The organism is Streptomyces sp. NPDC097617 (genome assembly GCF_044761485.1).
Taxonomy (GTDB): Bacteria; Actinomycetota; Actinomycetes; order Streptomycetales; family Streptomycetaceae; genus Streptomyces.
Genome location: NZ_JBIWCL010000001.1, coordinates 81209 through 96916 on the forward strand (window position 1 = coordinate 81209; position 15708 = coordinate 96916).

17 protein-coding genes and 3 pseudogenes are annotated in these 15708 nt (G+C 71.6%); 10 read left to right on the plus strand and 10 right to left on the minus strand.

From position 1 onward, the window contains the following. Nucleotides 1-231: 231 nt before the first annotated feature. Nucleotides 232-477 (plus strand): annotated as a pseudogene (locus ACIQZO_RS00430) (GNAT family N-acetyltransferase); the annotation flags it as partial. Between the two features lie 125 nt (nucleotides 478-602). Here the strand turns inward: ACIQZO_RS00430 and ACIQZO_RS00435 are convergent. The 4 genes and pseudogenes from ACIQZO_RS00435 to ACIQZO_RS00450 all read right to left on the minus strand — a co-directional run. Continuing rightward, nucleotides 603-785, minus strand: a pseudogene (locus tag ACIQZO_RS00435) (TetR family transcriptional regulator); the annotation flags it as partial. 12 nt (nucleotides 786-797) lie between these two features. Then, nucleotides 798-899 (minus strand): annotated as a pseudogene (locus tag ACIQZO_RS00440) (VOC family protein); the annotation flags it as partial. A 52-nt stretch (nucleotides 900-951) separates the two neighbouring features. Then, nucleotides 952-1587 carry a hypothetical protein gene (locus tag ACIQZO_RS00445; protein ID WP_403617858.1) on the minus strand — a complete coding sequence of 212 codons (636 nt, stop codon included), beginning with the start codon at nucleotides 1585-1587 and terminating at the stop codon, nucleotides 952-954. A gap of 171 nt (nucleotides 1588-1758) precedes the next feature. Further along, nucleotides 1759-2208: a lactococcin 972 family bacteriocin gene (locus tag ACIQZO_RS00450; RefSeq protein ID WP_403617860.1), complete on the minus strand. Its 450-nt coding sequence runs from the start codon at nucleotides 2206-2208 to the stop codon at nucleotides 1759-1761. Between the two features lies 1 nt (nucleotide 2209). On the opposite strand from ACIQZO_RS00450, the gene ACIQZO_RS00455 reads away from it, so the two are divergent. After that, nucleotides 2210-2428, plus strand: coding sequence for a hypothetical protein (locus ACIQZO_RS00455; protein ID WP_403617862.1), 219 nt, complete (start codon nucleotides 2210-2212; stop codon nucleotides 2426-2428). Between the two features lie 260 nt (nucleotides 2429-2688). Here ACIQZO_RS00455 and ACIQZO_RS00460 read toward each other — a convergent pair whose 3' ends face one another. Continuing rightward, nucleotides 2689-3312 (minus strand): TetR family transcriptional regulator, encoded by a 624-nt coding sequence (locus ACIQZO_RS00460; protein WP_327735255.1) that lies wholly within the window; start codon nucleotides 3310-3312, stop codon nucleotides 2689-2691. Nucleotides 3313-3530: 218 nt separating this feature from the next. On the opposite strand from ACIQZO_RS00460, the gene ACIQZO_RS00465 reads away from it, so the two are divergent. From ACIQZO_RS00465 to ACIQZO_RS00475, 3 genes are all read left to right on the plus strand, one after another. Further along, the gene (locus ACIQZO_RS00465) at nucleotides 3531-4850 is read left to right on the plus strand and encodes a glycosyltransferase family 4 protein (RefSeq protein ID WP_403617864.1); all 1320 of its coding nucleotides are present in this window, start codon (nucleotides 3531-3533) and stop codon (nucleotides 4848-4850) included. 67 nt (nucleotides 4851-4917) lie between these two features. Further along, nucleotides 4918-5652, plus strand: a complete 735-nt coding sequence (locus ACIQZO_RS00470) for a class I SAM-dependent methyltransferase (protein ID WP_403617866.1) — start codon at nucleotides 4918-4920, stop codon at nucleotides 5650-5652. After that, complete coding sequence (locus ACIQZO_RS00475; protein ID WP_403617868.1) at nucleotides 5649-6731, plus strand: prenyltransferase; 1083 nt, start codon at nucleotides 5649-5651, stop codon at nucleotides 6729-6731. The genes ACIQZO_RS00470 and ACIQZO_RS00475 overlap by 4 nt, the downstream gene beginning before the upstream one ends. 16 nt (nucleotides 6732-6747) lie before the next feature. On the opposite strand, the gene ACIQZO_RS00480 is transcribed toward ACIQZO_RS00475, so the two are convergent. Beyond that, nucleotides 6748-7050, minus strand: a complete 303-nt coding sequence (locus tag ACIQZO_RS00480; RefSeq protein ID WP_403617870.1) for a hypothetical protein — start codon at nucleotides 7048-7050, stop codon at nucleotides 6748-6750. A gap of 192 nt (nucleotides 7051-7242) precedes the next feature. Between ACIQZO_RS00480 and ACIQZO_RS00485 the strand changes: the two genes are divergently transcribed. Both ACIQZO_RS00485 and ACIQZO_RS00490 read left to right on the plus strand, forming a co-directional pair. Further along, nucleotides 7243-7812: a hypothetical protein gene (locus ACIQZO_RS00485; protein WP_365274699.1), complete on the plus strand. Its 570-nt coding sequence runs from the start codon at nucleotides 7243-7245 to the stop codon at nucleotides 7810-7812. Nucleotides 7813-7867: 55 nt separating this feature from the next. After that, nucleotides 7868-8248 carry a hypothetical protein gene (locus ACIQZO_RS00490; protein ID WP_403617872.1) on the plus strand — a complete coding sequence of 127 codons (381 nt, stop codon included), beginning with the start codon at nucleotides 7868-7870 and terminating at the stop codon, nucleotides 8246-8248. Here ACIQZO_RS00490 and ACIQZO_RS00495 read toward each other — a convergent pair. The 4 genes from ACIQZO_RS00495 to ACIQZO_RS00510 form a co-directional block, all read right to left on the minus strand. Further along, complete coding sequence (locus ACIQZO_RS00495; RefSeq protein WP_403617874.1) at nucleotides 8238-9248, minus strand: LLM class F420-dependent oxidoreductase; 1011 nt, start codon at nucleotides 9246-9248, stop codon at nucleotides 8238-8240. The two genes, ACIQZO_RS00490 and ACIQZO_RS00495, sit on opposite strands and share 11 nt — an antisense overlap. A gap of 99 nt (nucleotides 9249-9347) precedes the next feature. Beyond that, nucleotides 9348-10178 (minus strand): hypothetical protein, encoded by an 831-nt coding sequence (locus tag ACIQZO_RS00500; protein ID WP_403617876.1) that lies wholly within the window; start codon nucleotides 10176-10178, stop codon nucleotides 9348-9350. Between the two features lie 152 nt (nucleotides 10179-10330). Continuing rightward, nucleotides 10331-11341, minus strand: coding sequence for an N-acetylmuramoyl-L-alanine amidase (locus tag ACIQZO_RS00505; RefSeq protein WP_403617878.1), 1011 nt, complete (start codon nucleotides 11339-11341; stop codon nucleotides 10331-10333). A gap of 89 nt (nucleotides 11342-11430) precedes the next feature. Beyond that, nucleotides 11431-12072 (minus strand): class I SAM-dependent methyltransferase, encoded by a 642-nt coding sequence (locus tag ACIQZO_RS00510; RefSeq protein ID WP_403617880.1) that lies wholly within the window; start codon nucleotides 12070-12072, stop codon nucleotides 11431-11433. A gap of 206 nt (nucleotides 12073-12278) precedes the next feature. Between ACIQZO_RS00510 and ACIQZO_RS00515 the strand changes: the two genes are divergently transcribed. Genes ACIQZO_RS00515 through ACIQZO_RS00525 form a run of 3 tightly spaced genes read left to right on the plus strand, consistent with a single transcriptional unit; the run spans nucleotide 12279 to nucleotide 15065 of the window. Beyond that, nucleotides 12279-13127: a helix-turn-helix transcriptional regulator gene (locus ACIQZO_RS00515; protein ID WP_403617882.1), complete on the plus strand. Its 849-nt coding sequence runs from the start codon at nucleotides 12279-12281 to the stop codon at nucleotides 13125-13127. Continuing rightward, entirely contained in the window at nucleotides 13087-13353 is a 267-nt protein-coding gene (locus ACIQZO_RS00520; protein ID WP_403617884.1) for a DUF397 domain-containing protein, read from the plus strand. The genes ACIQZO_RS00515 and ACIQZO_RS00520 overlap by 41 nt, the downstream gene beginning before the upstream one ends. A gap of 38 nt (nucleotides 13354-13391) precedes the next feature. Beyond that, on the plus strand, nucleotides 13392-15065 hold the full coding sequence (locus ACIQZO_RS00525) for a serine/threonine-protein kinase (RefSeq protein ID WP_403617886.1): 1674 nt from the start codon (nucleotides 13392-13394) through the stop codon (nucleotides 15063-15065). Nucleotides 15066-15708: the final 643 nt, after the last annotated feature.

The following is a 15708-nucleotide window of genomic DNA, read 5'->3' on the forward strand; positions in this document are numbered from 1 at the left end:
CCGCAGCGGGCGCGAGGGCGCGTGGGAACCCCCGTGCCCATGACCGCCCCCACCGCCCCGCAGATACCCGTCCGTGCCATGACCGAGGCGGACATCGAGGCCGTCTCCACCCTGCGTGTCCGCGGCTGGCAGCACGCCTATGCCGGCCTGATGCCCCAGTCCTATCTCGACGGGCTCAGCATCTGCGACGACGCCGCCCGGCGACGCGGTTACTTCGACGCGTCCGGCGAAATGACCAACCTCGTCGCCGAGAGCGCGGACGGCGCCGTCGTCGGCTGGGCCTGCTTCGGGCCGGCCCGCGGCGACGACCTCCCCGTGGGCGAGGGCGAGCTGTACGCCATCTACGTCCGTCCGGACCTCATCGGCACCGGAATCGGGCGGGCCCTCGTGGACGAGGTCCTGCTGCGGGCCCCCTACCTGGCGCTGCGCCTGTGGGTCCTGGAGGGCAACACCCGCGCACGCGCCTTCTGCGAGCGGGCCGGCTTCCGCCCCGGCGGCGCGGTGTGCGCCGGCCCCGTCGAGGGTGTCTCCGTACCCGAGGTGCGCTACCCCACCGCCCCAGCACCCGGTAGGCCCCGCACCGGGCCGCCCCAGCGGCTGGTTCAGGCCTTTTCCGGGGACGTCAGGTCGATCAGGCGGCACACCGTTTCGATGTCGATCTTGACCTGGGCGATCGAGGCGCGGCCGGAAAGCCATGTGATCAGTGCCGAGTGCCAGGTGTGCTCGATGACGCGGACCGCCGAGAGCTGTTCCGCCGTCGGCGCCTGCTCCAGGCCCATCGCGTCGGGCACCCGGGGTCACAGCCGCTCGGCGGCGCTCCGCTCGACGCAGAACTCGTTGCCTTTGGGGTCGGCGAGGCTCACCCACCCGGTGCCGTCGGGCCGGCGGTGGTCGCCGACCCCTGTCCACCGAGATCGCGGTGCGCCGCGGGCTCTTCCGGCGGACCAGGGGTCAGAGACGCCGCACCGGCGCCGCAGCGTCCGCCGGTGCCTCGGCCCGGTCACGCCGAGCACGCCAGCTCCACACGGTGTGTCCGATGAGAGCCACGGCGGCGACGCATGCCGCCATGCGAGTGACATTCCAGGTCAGGGCGAAAACCGCCCCCTCCGAGTCCGCCTCCACGCTCAAGCGCTGAGTCGCCTCGAAGAAGGCGGTGAGGGGAACGACCAGACGGAACAAGAGGCCGCCGATTCCGGGATTTCGGGCCACGTTCCCCATGAGCCCCACGGGCGCGCCGAACACGAAGGCCGCTGCTCCCCACAGAAGGATCTTCCCCTGGCCGGAGGTGTCAGGCTCCATTCCGGCCGGAATCGAGGTGGCTTCCTGCATGCCGGCAGGAATGGTGGGATTCATGTCCTTGAAGAGGTAGTACGTGACGACACCGATGGCCAGCCCCAAAGACGCCAGCAAGGCCGATTCGATCTTGGATCGCCGGAAGTGGCCCACCATGAAGGCGTAACAGGCCCACGGCCAGCCGCTGGAAAAGACAATACCCGCGGCGACGCAGAATGGATTGTCCCATTTCCCGGCAACGGGGCCCACGAGGCCGAGCAGGAGCCCCGATGCGAGAGACACGACGACCGGCACGACGCGAGCACGTGTTGAGCCTGTGATGGTTCTTCCCCCGTTCGATGGGTGGACCCGGCGTGGAGGAGGTGCCGCCACTCCGGGGCCGCGCGGGTGTCCGAGCGACCCCGGAGTGACTCCTCAACCTACCGCACCGTCCGAGGAGTTACTGGTTGGTGCGGCGGCCGGAACCTAGTCCACGCTGTAGTAGGTGGAGCAGGTGTAGGCGAGGCCCGCGGTGAGGTTGGCGTTGGTGGTGCCACCGGCTGCCGCCCAGACGCGACGCGTATCGCCCGCGAGCTTCACCGTGGACGAGTGCCCCCTCGTCCCCTGGTAGTAGTTCGAGTAGCAGTACTTGTGTATTACCCCGGGGCTGACCTCCCGCGGGTACCAGCCGTAACACCAGGTTCCGCCGGTGGGCGGGCTGATACATGCCTGCGCCTGCGCGCTGAAAGAACTCGTCGAGGCGTCCGTCTTGAACGTCACGACTCCCCATTCGGAGGGGTTGCCCAGCTCTGCGGGAGGCTGGGTGCCGTCGCCGCGGTGGTGGACGGTGACGGTGGCTCCGGAGACGCTGGCGGTCGCAGAGGCGTCCGCGGTGGCCGGTGTCGCGAGGCCTAAGGCCGCAATGGCTGCGCCCACGATGGCGAAGCTGGCGGATCTGCCGGCAATGTTCATGAAATTCCCTCCCCTGATTCCCCGTGTGGGAACGAGGGAGATCCTTCGCGGGCTCACATTGAACGGCAAAGGAATATTGAATTTGGTGGCTCAAGCTCTTCCAGACCGATTCGGCGGCCATCGTGTGGATATTTCACCATTTATTTTCGCCCGTTTCAAGATGATTGTCGTGACAAGGGCGTAGATTCTGTCAGTCCAGTCATTCATCGCGTCCAGGGCGGCCGGTGGCCGATACTCGGCGCTCGGCCCAGGGTGAAGGCGCGCCGCTGCGGCCGGTCGCCGGCCCCGGACGGACTGCGGACGCGTGATCGAGAAGGGCATAGCGATCCGCCCCGGCGGCGCGGTGTGCGCCGGCCCCGTCGAGGGTGTCTCCGTACCCGAGGTGCGCTACCCCACCGCCCCAGCACCCGGTAGGCCCCGCACCGGGCCGCCCCAGCGGCTGGTTCAGGCCTTTTCCGGGGACGTCAGGTCGATCAGGCGGCACACCGTTTCGATGTCGATCTTGACCTGGGCGATCGAGGCGCGGCCGGAAAGCCATGTGATCAGTGCCGAGTGCCAGGTGTGCTCGATGACGCGGACCGCCGAGAGCTGTTCCGCCGTCGGCGCCTGCTCCAAGCCCATCGCGTCCAGGATGATCGCCGTGGTCAGCCGGGACACCGTGTCAACCTCGGGGCTCACGCTGCGGTCCGCGAACGTCAGTGCGCGCACCATCGCGTCGGCCAGCTGCGGCTCCCGCTGGAGGGCGCGGAAGGCCCGCATCAGGGTCTCCGCGACCCGGGCCGCCGGATCGTCCCCGGCCGGCGGGCGTTTGCGCAGCGTGGTGTGCATGTGCTGGAGCTGGTCCTGCATGGTGGCGACCAGCAGGTGCACCTTGGACGGGAAGTAGCGGTAGAGCGTGCCCAGCGCCACGCCCGCCGCCTCCGCGACCTCGCGCATCTGGACCGCGTCGAAACCGCCCCGGCTGGCCAGCTGGGCGCTGGCGTGCAGGATCCGGCGGCGGCGCGCTTCCTGGCGCTCCGTCAGGGGAGGCGACGCCGGTGTGGTGACGGCCTTCACTTCCGCTGTCATGTGTCCCGTTCCGTGTCGTTGCGCGGGCTGAATCCGGGCTGGTCGGCGGCCAGCATCGCAGGCGTCGGAGCCGTGGCGCGAATCACCTGCTCCGCCTCTTACGGTGTGGTTTCCGGCCGGTAGATTCAATGGTCTTCGACGGATCAAGTCTGAAACTTGTTCTACATTATGCGAGCGGTTACGCTCCGGCGAAAGTTGCAGTGAGAAGGGGGCCGAGAGTGACCGCTGAGGCCATGGTGACGAGCCCTTTCGCGGGTTCCGCCGCCGACGGCGATCGCCCGCTGCGTATCGCACTCCTCACCTATAAGGGGAACCCGTTCTGCGGCGGTCAGGGCGTCTACGTCCGCCACCTCTCGCGCGAGCTCGTACAGCTGGGGCACTCCGTCGAGGTCATCGGCGCGCAGCCCTACCCGGTGCTCGACACGGGCGCCTCGCTCACCGAGCTCCCGAGCCTGGACCTGTACCGCAGCCCCGACCCCTTCCGTACGCCGAAGCGCGACGAGTACCGGGACTGGATCGACGCCGTCGAGGTCGCCACCATGTGGACCGGCGGCTTCCCGGAGCCGCTGACCTTCTCGCTGCGCGCCCGCCGCCATCTGGCCGCGCGCGCCGGTGACTTCGACGTCATCCACGACAACCAGACGCTCGGGTACGGCCTCCTCGCCGACCTCGGCGCCCCGCTGGTCACGACGATCCACCACCCGATCACCGTCGACCGGGGGCTCGACCTCGACGCCGCGACGGGCCGCCTCAAGCGGGCCTCCGTGCGCCGCTGGTACGCCTTCACCCGCATGCAGGGCCGCGTGGCCCGCCGACTGCCGTCCGTGCTCACCGTCTCCGGCTCCTCCCGGCAGGAGATCGCCCAGCACCTGGGTGTCCGCGACGAGCGCATCCACGTCGTGCACATCGGCGCCGACACCGACCTGTGGTCGCCGGACCCGTCCGTCGCCGAGGTGCCGGGCCGCATCGTCACCACCTCCAGCGCCGACGTGCCGCTCAAGGGGCTCGTGTACCTCGTGGAGGCGCTCGCGAAGCTGCGCACCGAGCAGCCCGAGGCCCACCTCGTGGTCGTCGGCAAGCGCGCCGAGCAGGGCCCGGTCGCCCGCGCCATCGAGACCTACGGACTCCAGGACGCCGTCCGCTTCGTCAAGGGCATCACCGACGCCGAGCTCGTCGACCTCGTCCGCAGCGCCCAGATCGCCTGCGTGCCCTCCCTCTACGAGGGCTTCTCGCTCCCGGCCGCCGAGGCCATGGCCACCGGTACCCCGCTCGTCGCCACCACCGGCGGCGCGATTCCCGAGGTCGCCGGACCCGACGGCGAGACCTGCCTCGCGGTGCCCCCGGGCGACGCGGGCGCACTCGCCGCCGCCCTGGGCCGGATGCTGGGCGATCCGGAGCTGCGGGCCCGCCTCGGAGCCGCCGGGCGCGACCGGGTGCTGACCCGGTTCACCTGGGCCAAGGCGGCCGAGGGCACCGTCGCGCACTACCGCGCCGCCATCGAGCAGGCCACCGCCGGCCGCACCCGCCGGGCGCGCTGACCTTCCGCCACCCCCCCGCTTCTTCCCCATCCCCCGAACACCCCCGCGACCGCGAAGGCAGGACCCCGTGCTGACCGTCGATTTCTCCCGGTTCCCGCTCGCCGCAGGCGACCGCGTACTCGACCTGGGCTGCGGCGCAGGCCGGCACGCCTTCGAGTGCTACCGGAGAGGCGCCCAGGTGGTCGCCGTCGACCGCAACGGCGAGGAGATCCGCGAGGTCGCCAAGTGGTTCGCCGCGATGAAGGAGGCCGGCGAGGCCCCCATCGGGGCCACCGCCACCGCGATGGAGGGCGACGCGCTCGCCCTGCCCTTCCCCGACGACTCCTTCGACGTCGTCATCATCTCCGAGGTGATGGAGCACATCCCCGACGACAAGGGCGTGCTCGCCGAGATGGTCCGCGTGCTCAAGCCCGGCGGGCGCATCGCCATCACCGTGCCGCGCTACGGCCCCGAGAAGATCTGCTGGGCGCTCTCCGACGCCTACCACGAGGTCGAGGGCGGCCACATCCGCATCTACAAGGCGGACGAGCTGCTCGGCAAGATGAAGGCCGCCGGCCTCAAGCCGTACGGCACGCACCACGCGCACGGCCTGCACTCGCCGTACTGGTGGCTCAAGTGCGCCTTCGGCGTCGACAACGACAAGGCGCTGCCCGTGAAGGCGTACCACAAGCTCCTGGTCTGGGACATCATGAAGAAGCCGATGGCGACGCGGCTGGCGGAGCAGGCCCTGAACCCGATCATCGGCAAGAGCTTCGTGGCGTACGCCACCAAGCCGCACCTTCCCGTCGGCGCCGCCCAGTGAGCTCTCCCGGGCGCACCGAACACCTGGTCCTGGACGGCGTACTGACGGCGGAGGAGGCCGCCCTGACGGTGGCGGGCATCCTCGCCGCACAGCGCGCCGACGGCGCCATACCGTGGTTCCGCGGGCACCACCTGGACCCGTGGGACCACACCGAGGCCGCGATGGCGCTGGACGCGGGCGGTGAGCACGAGGCCGCGGACCGGGCGTACGCGTGGCTGGCCCGGCACCAGAACCAGGACGGCTCCTGGTTCGCGGCCTACGCCGACCGGCCGGAAGGGGTGGACACCGCGGAGCCGCAGGACGCGAGCCGCGAGTCCAACTTCACCGCCTACATAGCCGTCGGCGTGTGGCACCACTACCTGTCCACCGGCGACGACACCTTCCTCGACCGCATGTGGCCGGCCGTCTACGCGGCCGTGGAGTGCGTCCTCGCGCTCCAGCAGCCGGGCGGCGAGATCGGCTGGAAGCGGGAGGCGGACGGCACGGCCGTCACCGACGCCCTGCTCACCGGCTCCTCCTCCATCCACCAGGCGCTGCGCTGCGCGCTGGCCATCGCCGAGCACCGCGAGGAGCCGCAGCCCGACTGGGAGCTCGCGGCGGGCGCGCTGCGGCACGCCATCCGGCGCCACCCGGAGCGGTTCCTCGACAAGAACCACTACTCGATGGACTGGTACTACCCGGTCCTCGGCGGGGCCCTGACGGGCTCCGAGGCCAAGGCGCGCCTCGACGGTCGCTGGGACGAGTTCGTGGTCCCGGACCTGGGCGTGCGCTGCGTGCTGCCCAATCCGTGGGTGACGGGCGGCGAGTCCTGCGAGCTGGCGCTCGCGCTGTGGGCGACGGGGGAGTCGGACCGGGCGCTGGAGATCCTGCGCTCGATCGGTCACCTGCGCGCGGACAACGGCATGTACTGGACGGGTTACGTGTTCCAGGACGACGCCGTCTGGCCGGTCGAGCAGACCACCTGGACCGCCGGGTCCCTGCTGCTCGCCGTCGCGGCGCTCGGCGGGGACGAGGCCACCACCGTGGTGTTCGGCGGGTCCTCGCTCCCGGCGGGGCTGGAGCCGGACTGCTGCGGCTGACGCCGCCGCCGGCCGGTCAGCGGCGGTAGAGCCAGCCGGCTATGGCGTGGCCGACGAGGAGGTAGGTGACGGCGGCGATGCCGTAGCCGACCACGACCTGGACCCATTCACGGCTGAAGGTGAACAGGTCGTAGGACCAGGACGCGAGCCAGGAGGCGACGTCGTGGATGAGGTCGACCAGGGAGTTGCCCTGGTTGGCCTCGAGGAAGTAGAGCAGGATCCACAGTGCGATCACGAAGGCGAGCACGTCCGCCACCAGCGCGACGGCACGTCCTGCCTGACTGCTTCCTCGGGTGCGTACTCGTGTGTGAGTGCTCATACGGCCCGTGTTGCCGCCCTGAGGTGTCGTAAACCCGTGGCGCGAACCCGAACGGGTTCCCCCGGTGGCGGGGCGGGGGGACCGGGGTGAGGCTGCGGAGGACGCCTCAGTCCCCGGAGGGAAACCGTGTCCGAACCCACGACCGTCCGATTCCGCCGCGCCGTCACGGCGGTGGTCCTGTCCACCGCGCTGATGGTCGGCGCCACCGCATGCGGCAGCGGCGGCAACGGCCCGCGCGAGGAGCTCTCCGCCGCGTCGATGGGGGAGCTGGCCGCCCTCGCGGCGGCGGAGCCCGTCGCCGCCGAGGCCGACGAACTGGCCGCGGCGACGCCGTCGCCCAGCACCTCCGCCGAGAAGCAGAAGTTCGCCAAGACCCGGTTCGTCGCCAACGCGAGCCTGGCGGCCGGTGCGACGTACCAGTGGATCGTCAAGCCGTACCGTGCGGGGAAGTTCAAGAAGGGCGCCAAGGGCCGTACCTTCGCGCTGATCAAGGCGGGCCTCGCAGGTGCGTTCGCGTACAACCGGCTGAAGGCGGCGACGCAGAACGCGAAGGGCGACCCGCTGCTGGCGAAGGCGGTGGCCCCGCTCGCGGCGGGCATCGAGTCCCTCAAGGGGCTGGGCGGCAAGCTGCGCAAGGGTCAGGCGGGCGACGGTGACATCGACGCCTTCGACAGCGTCATCAACAGTGTGAAGGAAGCCGGCCAGAGTGCGGGCGCGACGGTGACGGACAAGGTCCCGAGCGCCTCCCAGCTGGGCGGCTAGCCCCTCCGGCCCGGGTGCGGTCACCGGCCCGCACCCGGGCTGGTTCAATGGGTGGGTGATCGAGATCGTGGTGGTCGGGCTCGGCGTCCTCGGGGCCGGGTGGCTGCTGCGGCGCAAGCATCGGGCGAGGACGGCCGCCGGGCCCGTGCCCGGGATTCCGTGCATGGCGCGGATCCCGGCCGGGGAGGGCCGCTGGCGGCCCGGGCGGGTGTTCGAGGAGCAGGGCGCGGCCCGGTGGGTTCCGCAGCGGGGTGAGCCGGTGGAGCTGCCCGGCGGGCGGGCCGGCGGGGTGCGGGTGCCCTCCGTGAAGGAGGGGATCTCCATCAACCCCGGCTCGCGGATCGTCACCTGCACCTTTGACGGCGGCGGCAGCATCGAGATCGCCGTCATGCCGCTGGACGTCCGCGAGCTGCTGGCCGCCGTGCCTAACTGTTGAGCTCCGCCAGGACGCGCAGGGTGTGCGGGTCCGGGGCGGTGAGCAGGAGGTCGGTCACCGGGCCCTTGCGCCAGAGTTCCAGGCGTTCGGCGATCCGTTCCCGGGGCCCGATGAGGGAGATCTCGTCGGCGAACGCGTCCGGGACGGCCAGGACCGCTTCCTCCTTGCGGCCCGCGAGGAACAGTTCCTGAATGCGGCGGGCCTCCTCCTCGTAGCCCATGCGGGCCATCAGGTCGGCGTGGAAGTTGCGGGCCGCGTGGCCCATGCCGCCGATGTAGAAGCCGAGCATCGCCTTGACGGGCAGCAGTCCCTCCGCGACGTCGTCGCAGACCCTGGCGCGGGCCATCGGCGCGATCATGAAGCCTTGGGGGAGGTCGGTGAGCGAGGCCCGGTAGACGTCGGTGCGGGTCGGCGACCAGTACAGGGGGAGCCAGCCGTCCGCGATGCGGGTGGTCTGGGCGATGTTCTTCGGGCCCTCCGCGCCGAGGAGTACCGGCAGGTCCGCCCGGAGCGGGTGGGTGATGGGCCTGAGCGGTTTTCCGATGCCGGTGCCGTCCTCGCCGCGGTACGGATGGCTGTGGAAGCGGCCGTCCAGCGCGACCGGGCCCTCGCGGCGCAGCACCTGGCGGATGACGTCCACGTACTCGCGGGTCGCGGTGAGCGGCGAGGCGGGGAAGGGGCGTCCGTACCAGCCCTCGACCACCTGCGGCCCGGACAGGCCGAGGCCGAGCATCATCCGGCCGCCGGAGAGGTGGTCCAGGGTCAGGGCGTGCATGGCGGTGGCGGTCGGGGTGCGGGCGGCCATCTGGGCGATGGCCGTGCCCAGGCGGATCCGCGAGGTGTGCGCGGCGATCCAGGTCAGCGGGGTGAAGGCGTCCGAGCCCCAGGCCTCGGCGGTCCACACCGAGTGGTAGCCGAGGTTCTCGGCCTCGGTGGCGAGGTCGAGGTGGTCGGGGTGGGGGCTGCGGCCCCAGTAGCCGAGTGCGAGTCCGAGGCGCATCTGCGGTCCCTCCAGAATCTGACGAGGCGTCAGGTGACTGTAGGGCAACGGCCCCCCGCCCGGAAGGGCGGGGGGCCGTCGGCCGGGTCCGGGGCGGGGTCAGCCGCGCTGGATGCCCGAGGTGTCGTTCAGGACGCCGCGGCGACCGTCCTGGGTCTGGGCGATCAGGGTGGCCGCGCCACGCTGCTCGACGGCCAGGTACCACGTGCCGGGCGCGAGCTCGGCGATGGGGCTCGGGGAGCCGTCCTCCCCGTAGAGCGGACGGGCCACCGGCACCGCGAACCAGAACGGCGTGAAGTCCGCCGCCGGGGCCGGGGTCTGGTGCGAGTCCTGCGGACCGGGACCCGGGGCCGGGCTCTGCGCGCCGCCGTACGGAGGGACCGGCTGCGGGGTGGAACCGTACGGGGTCTGCTGCGCGCCCGGGTAGCCGTACCCGGCGCCCGGCTGCGACTGGCCCACCTGACCCGGCTGCCCCGCGTACGGCGGGACGGCGGCCGGCCTCGGCTCCGGAACCAGCTGCCCGGCCAGCGCCGGGATCTTCGCGCCGGCCACGGCCACACCGGCCAGGGCCAGCGTGGCGAGGAAGGCCAGGAGCGAGCCCGCGCCCAGGTCGAGCAGGTCCGGGCAGGTGATCAGCGACCACAGCGAGGCCCAGGCGGCCGAGACGGCGAGCACGGTGCCCCACGTCGCCAGCGGCAGGCCGAGGACCTTGCGGGTCTCCGGCTGGAAGCGGGCCGCGATCAGCAGGCCGGCGGCGATGAAGCCGGCCAGGAAGATCGTGGGGAGCACCAGGAGGTAGGACTTGGTGCTCCATCCGTTCGGCAGGTCAGCACCGTTGGCGGAGTAGAAATCGAGGAGCGAGGCGATGAACAGCAGCGCCGCTGCTCCGATCACCACGCCGTCGCCTCGAGTGAGGGAGCGGATGTTCACGTCTCAGGTGTCCTTCTCGGTCTCGGTCGTCGTCTCGTGGTGCCGCGGTGGCAGAGCGTGCCCGCAGCGGGCGGGCGGCACCATGGTACGGAGGTTTCCGGCGGCCGAGATGATCGGGTCGGCGGGCGGTCCCGCCGGACTCCCGAGGAGGACTACCCGCCGAGGAAGCCGACGATGCCGTCCGCGATGCCCTGGGCCGCCTTCTGCCGCCATTCCGGACTCGTCAGCTGCGCCGCGTCCTTGGCGTCACGCATGTTGCCGCATTCGATGAACACCTTGGGCTGAGTTGACAGGTTCAGTCCGCCGAGATCGTCCCGGACGACCAAGCCGGTACCGCTCCCGAGGTAGTTGGCGGGGGCGGAGCCGGTGGTGCGGGCGAAGTTCCCGGCGATCCGCTCGCCGAGTTCCCGGGACGGCCCGACGATCTTCGCGGTGTCGGCGCTGCCGCCCTTGACCTTGGCCGGAAGGATCACGTGGAAGCCGCGGTTGCCGGCCGAGACCCCGTCGGCGTGGACCGAGACGACGGCGTCGGCCTTCGCCTCGTTGCCGATGCGGGCGCGCTCGGTGATGCAGGGGCCCCACGGGCGGTCGGCCTGGTGGGTGAGGACCACCTTGGCGCCCTGGGCCTCCAGGGCGGTCCGCAGGCGCCGGGAGACGTCGAGGGTGAAGTCCGCCTCCTTGTAGCCGGCGTTCGTCGTGGTGCCCGTGGTGTCGCACTCCTTGCGGGCCGTGCCGATGTCGACCTGCTGGTCGATCTCGTCGGTGTGCTGGAAGTTCCCGGTGTTGTGACCGGGGTCGACGACCACGGTCCGGCCGGAGAGGGGGCCCTTGGCGGGTGCGGGCGCGGCCGCGGGGGTGCTCGTACTCGCACTGGGGCTCGTACTCGCACTGGGGCTCGTACTCGCACTTGCGCTCGGGGTGGAGCCGGGCTTCGCGTCCCGCTGGCCCGGCGACAGGGCCGAGTGCGAGGCGGGCAGCGGCGCCGGGCGGGGCCCGTCCGAGCCGGACCCGGCGAACGCCTGGGTCAGGACCCAGCCCGCCAGAGCGGCCGGCGCGAGCGCGGCCACCCCGACGACGAGCGTCGAGCGTCGGGTGAACCAGGGCCGGTCCGGGCTGACGGAGGAGCCGGACTCGGGGGGCGGGGAGCTGTCGTCATTGCGCACGCGGCGATGCTAGACCGCTGCGCGGTCGCCCGGCCGGACCCTGCGCCATCCGGGGGCGTGGTGTGATTGTCTGCCCGGCGCTTGTCGGCTCAGATGCCCGCGCCCGTGCGGCGCAGTACGCGCAGTGAGTCGGTGACGGAGATCTCCTCGAAGGCGCCTGAGGCGAGGGCGCGCAGGTAGATCCGGTACGGGGCCTGGCCGCCGTCGGCCGGGTCCGGGAAGACGTCGTGGATGACGAGCGTGCCGCCCTGCGCGACGTGCGGGGCCCAGCCCTCGTAGTCGCCGGTGGCGTGCTCGTCGGTGTGGCCGCCGTCGATGAAGACGAAGCCGAGCGCGCCGCCCCAGGCGGCCGCCACCTGCGGGGACCGGCCGACGATCGCGATCACGTGGTCCTCCAGCCCGGCCCTGTGCAGGGTCCGGCGGAAGGTCGGCAGTGTGTCCATCAGCCCGACCTCCGGGTCCACGACCGTCGGGTCGTGGTACTCCCAGCCCGGCTGCTGCTCCTCGCTGCCCCGGTGGTGGTCGACGGTGATCGCGGCCACGCCGGCCTCGCGGGCCGCGTCGGCCAGCAGGATGGTGGAGCGGCCGCAGTACGTACCGACCTCCAGCAGCGGCAGCCCGAGCGCCCCGGCGGCGGTGGCCGCCTCGTACAGGGCGAGGCCCTCGCGTACGGGCATGAACCCCTTGGCGGCCTCGAAGGCGGCGAGGGTCTCCGGCTTGGGGGTGGCCATGGTTCCTCCGGCGGTGATCGTGTGTGGCGGCCCATGGTGCCTTACCCGCTGGTAGGACGCTACGGCCGGGGTGGGGTGGGCCGCTTTCCGACCGACCGTGACCGCTTGCCCCATTCGGGGCACCGGAGCGCACGCGCCTGATTACGCTCGGCGACAGGGCGAAACGAACGCCGAACGCACAGCGTGAACTTGGGGGTGACCACCTCATGGTCAAGATCCGCGAGCTCGATCCCAGCGCCTCGCCGCTGGACTACTACGGCTACGAACTGCGGCGGCTGCGGGAGCAGGCCGGTCTGAAACAGGCGCAGTTGGGCGAGATCATCTTCTGTACGGGTTCTCTGATCGGCCAGATCGAGACGACGAAGCGGGTGCCGACCCGGGACTTCTCGGAGCGGGTGGACGCGGCCCTGGGTACCGGCGGGGTCTTCTCGCGACTGGTGGGACTGGTACTGCGGTGCCAGCTGCCGACGTGGTTCCAGCCGTACGCGGAGATGGAGGCCCGGGCCTCGTACATCTCGACCTACCAGGCGCAGCTGGTCTACGGACTGCTCCAGACGCCCGCCTACGCGCGGGCCGTGCTCGGCGTGCGCACCGAGGGGGACCTCGACGCGAAGGTGGCCGCCCGGATGGAGCGGCAGCGGATCCTCGACCGCGAAGACCCGCCACTGATGTGGGTGGTGATGAGCGAGGCCGTGCTGCATCAGGAGATCGGTGGCCGAGAGGTGATGCGGAACCAGCTCGCCCACTTGCTGGCCCTGCAGAGGAGGGAGTGGGTGAAGGTGCAGATCCTGCCGTTCGAGGCGGGCGCCCACGTGGGGCTGGATGGGACGTTCAACCTTCTGCGGTTCGAGGACGACCCCGACATCGTCTACACCGAGGACTTCGTGCAGGGCCATATGACGGCCAATCCGCCCGCTCTCAGGGAGGGTTCGCTCCGATACGATCATTTGCAGGCAGCCGCCCTGCCCCTGGAGGGCTCGGCGGCACGGATCGCCCGCGTAATGGAGGAGCGTTATGGACACCATCCGGAACCTGACGGGCGCGCAGTGGCGTAAGTCCTCGTACAGCGGAACCACCGGCGGCGACTGCGTCGAGTGCGCGCCGCTCGGTGACACCGGCTGGCTCAAGTCCTCGTACAGCGCCGACACCGGTGGCCAGTGCGTCGAGGTCGCCGCGCAGCCCTGTCTCGTCGCGGTCCGGGACTCCAAGATTCCCGAGGGTCCCGTCTTCACCGTCCAACCTGCTGCGTTCGAGGCGTTCGTGAGGTCCGTCTCGGTATGATCCAACCCCTGTCCAGGGGGAGGGAGTCGGGGGGGGACATGGAGCTCGTGGGACCGGACGGTCCGACGCATGTGGGGCCGTTCAAGGTGGCTGGCCTGCTCGGGCAGGGCGGTATGGGGCGGGTGTTGCTGTGCGCGGGGCCCGACGGGCGGCTCGTGGCCGTCAAGCAGGTGCTTGCGCACTTCGCCGACGACGCGGGCTTCCGGGCCCGTTTCCGCCGTGAGGTAGTGGCTTCGCGCAAGGTCTCCGGCGCCTATACGGCGGCCGTGATGGACGCCGACCCGGACGCGGCGACCCCGTGGCTGGCCTCGGTGTTCGTGGCCGGGCCCTCGCTCGGCGCCGTGGTCAAGGCGGACGGAGTGCTGGACGGGTCCGTCGTCCACCGGCTCGCGGCCGGACTGGCATCGGCCCTGGCGGAGATCCACCGTGCGGGGCTGATCCACCGCGACCTCAAGCCCGACAACGTGCTCCTCACCGAGGACGGGGTACGCGTCATCGACCTCGGCATCGCGCGGGCCACCGAGGCCGAGGATGAGGGGGACACCGGGCTGACGCGCACGGGCTGGGTGATCGGATCGCCCGCGTTCATGTCGCCCGAGCAGGCGGAGAGCAAGGCGCTGACCCCGGCGAGCGATGTCTTCTCGCTCGGTTCGGTGCTGGTCATGGCGTTCACCGGCAGCAGCCCCTTCGCCGGGACCTCGACCCTTCGGACCCTCTACGACGTGGTGCACTCCGAGCCCGACCTGAGCGCGGTGCCCGCCGGGCTGCGCGGGATCGTGGAGCGGTGCCTCGCCAAGGATCCGGCCGCGCGGCCGACCCCGGCGCAGCTGCTGGAACTTCTCGGGCCGGTGGCCCCGGCGAGCCGCGAGTGGCCGCCCGCCGTGTACCGGATGCTGGCCGCGCAACGGACCGACATCGACCGGCTGCTGTTGTCCGCGGAGACGGCGACCGTGGTGATGGAGCCGGAATCGGAGCTGGAGCATGAGCCCGCCCCTGAGCCCGAGCCCGGCCCTGAGCCCGTCGCCGAGGTCGAGACGGAGCTGCTGCCGGAGGCTGCTCCGGAGGCGGTGGAGCCGACGGCCGAGGTGACGGAGTCCGACTCGCCCGCCCTTGCTCCCCGGTCGAGCGGACCTCCGACCGAGCCGTCGGACACCCCGGCGCGGCGGGCCCCGCGGATGCGGCCGCGGGCCGTGGCCCTGCTGGCCGCCGGGGTCCTTGTGGCGACGGGCGTCGGCGTCGGTGCGTACGCCCTGGACCGGTCCGCGGGCACCGGTCCCGCCTCCTACGCCGACGTGCCGACCTGCCCGGACGCCACCCGGAAGATCTCGCTGGCCGGGCGGGATGCCAAGGAGGACTTCCACAGCAGGAGCGCGACCCAGGCGCACACGATGTGCTCCTGGTACGACGCCCTGGCCGGCAGGCGTAGCGCGCTGGTGCGGTGGGACGTCAAGCGGGGCGGCGACGCCGCGGCCGACGCCAAGCTCCAGCAGGCCGATTTCGCCGCCGACGCGGCCGGCGGGAGGCGGGTGAACAACCTCGGATTCGGCGACGGGGCGTACTGGCGGTCCACCGGCACCGAGTGGCCCTGCGAGCTCTCCGTCCGGCGCGGAAACCTGGTCGTCCGGGTCGGCCTCTACCATCCCGGGTCCTGCGAGCAGAAGGCCAAGGAGATCGCCAAGGCCGCACTCGCGGCGGTGCCCGCAACCCGCTGAATCACAGGGCGGCGCCCGTTGGCGGATCGCGATCGACGCAGGGTGACTCGTGTCCGGCGACAGTGGCCCGTATGTCATCGCCTCCTGTGCCACCGACAGTGCGCAGGGGCAGTCGCGCATGGTGCAGACCCGCGGCGCGCCGCTGCGTCTGCGTGGTTCCATGACGCACGAGGGGTGGTACCGCCGCGTGAACGGGACGGTCACGTTTCACGGACAACGCGGAGTGATCAGAGTTCCCACGAACTCACGGCGGAGGGCGACGAAACCGTCCACGTACAGGTTCCGGCGATCCTGCAGCCTGCTGTCCCTGATGGTGCGCCGCCAACGAATGTGCTCACCGACCAGGGTGGCCCCCACTCCCAGCACAGCCCCGAGGCCCGTCCCGACCAGCGTCGTCCACTCCACGCAGGGGATCCTGCCACAGGAGAGCACCGGAGTCACTGCCCGGAGATCTATCGCAACGCAGCGTCACATGGCCCGACTTGTGCGCGCCGCTCCACGTCCTGACCGGTCGGCGGGAGCATGAGTCGGGTGACTCCGGCTATGCGTCGAAGCGCAGAACACCTCCCGTCACGGACGCGGGAGCCCTGCGGTGAGGGCGGCGCGTCCGCGTGGGGCGATCGCGGAGGGGGTGCGCCTCCTG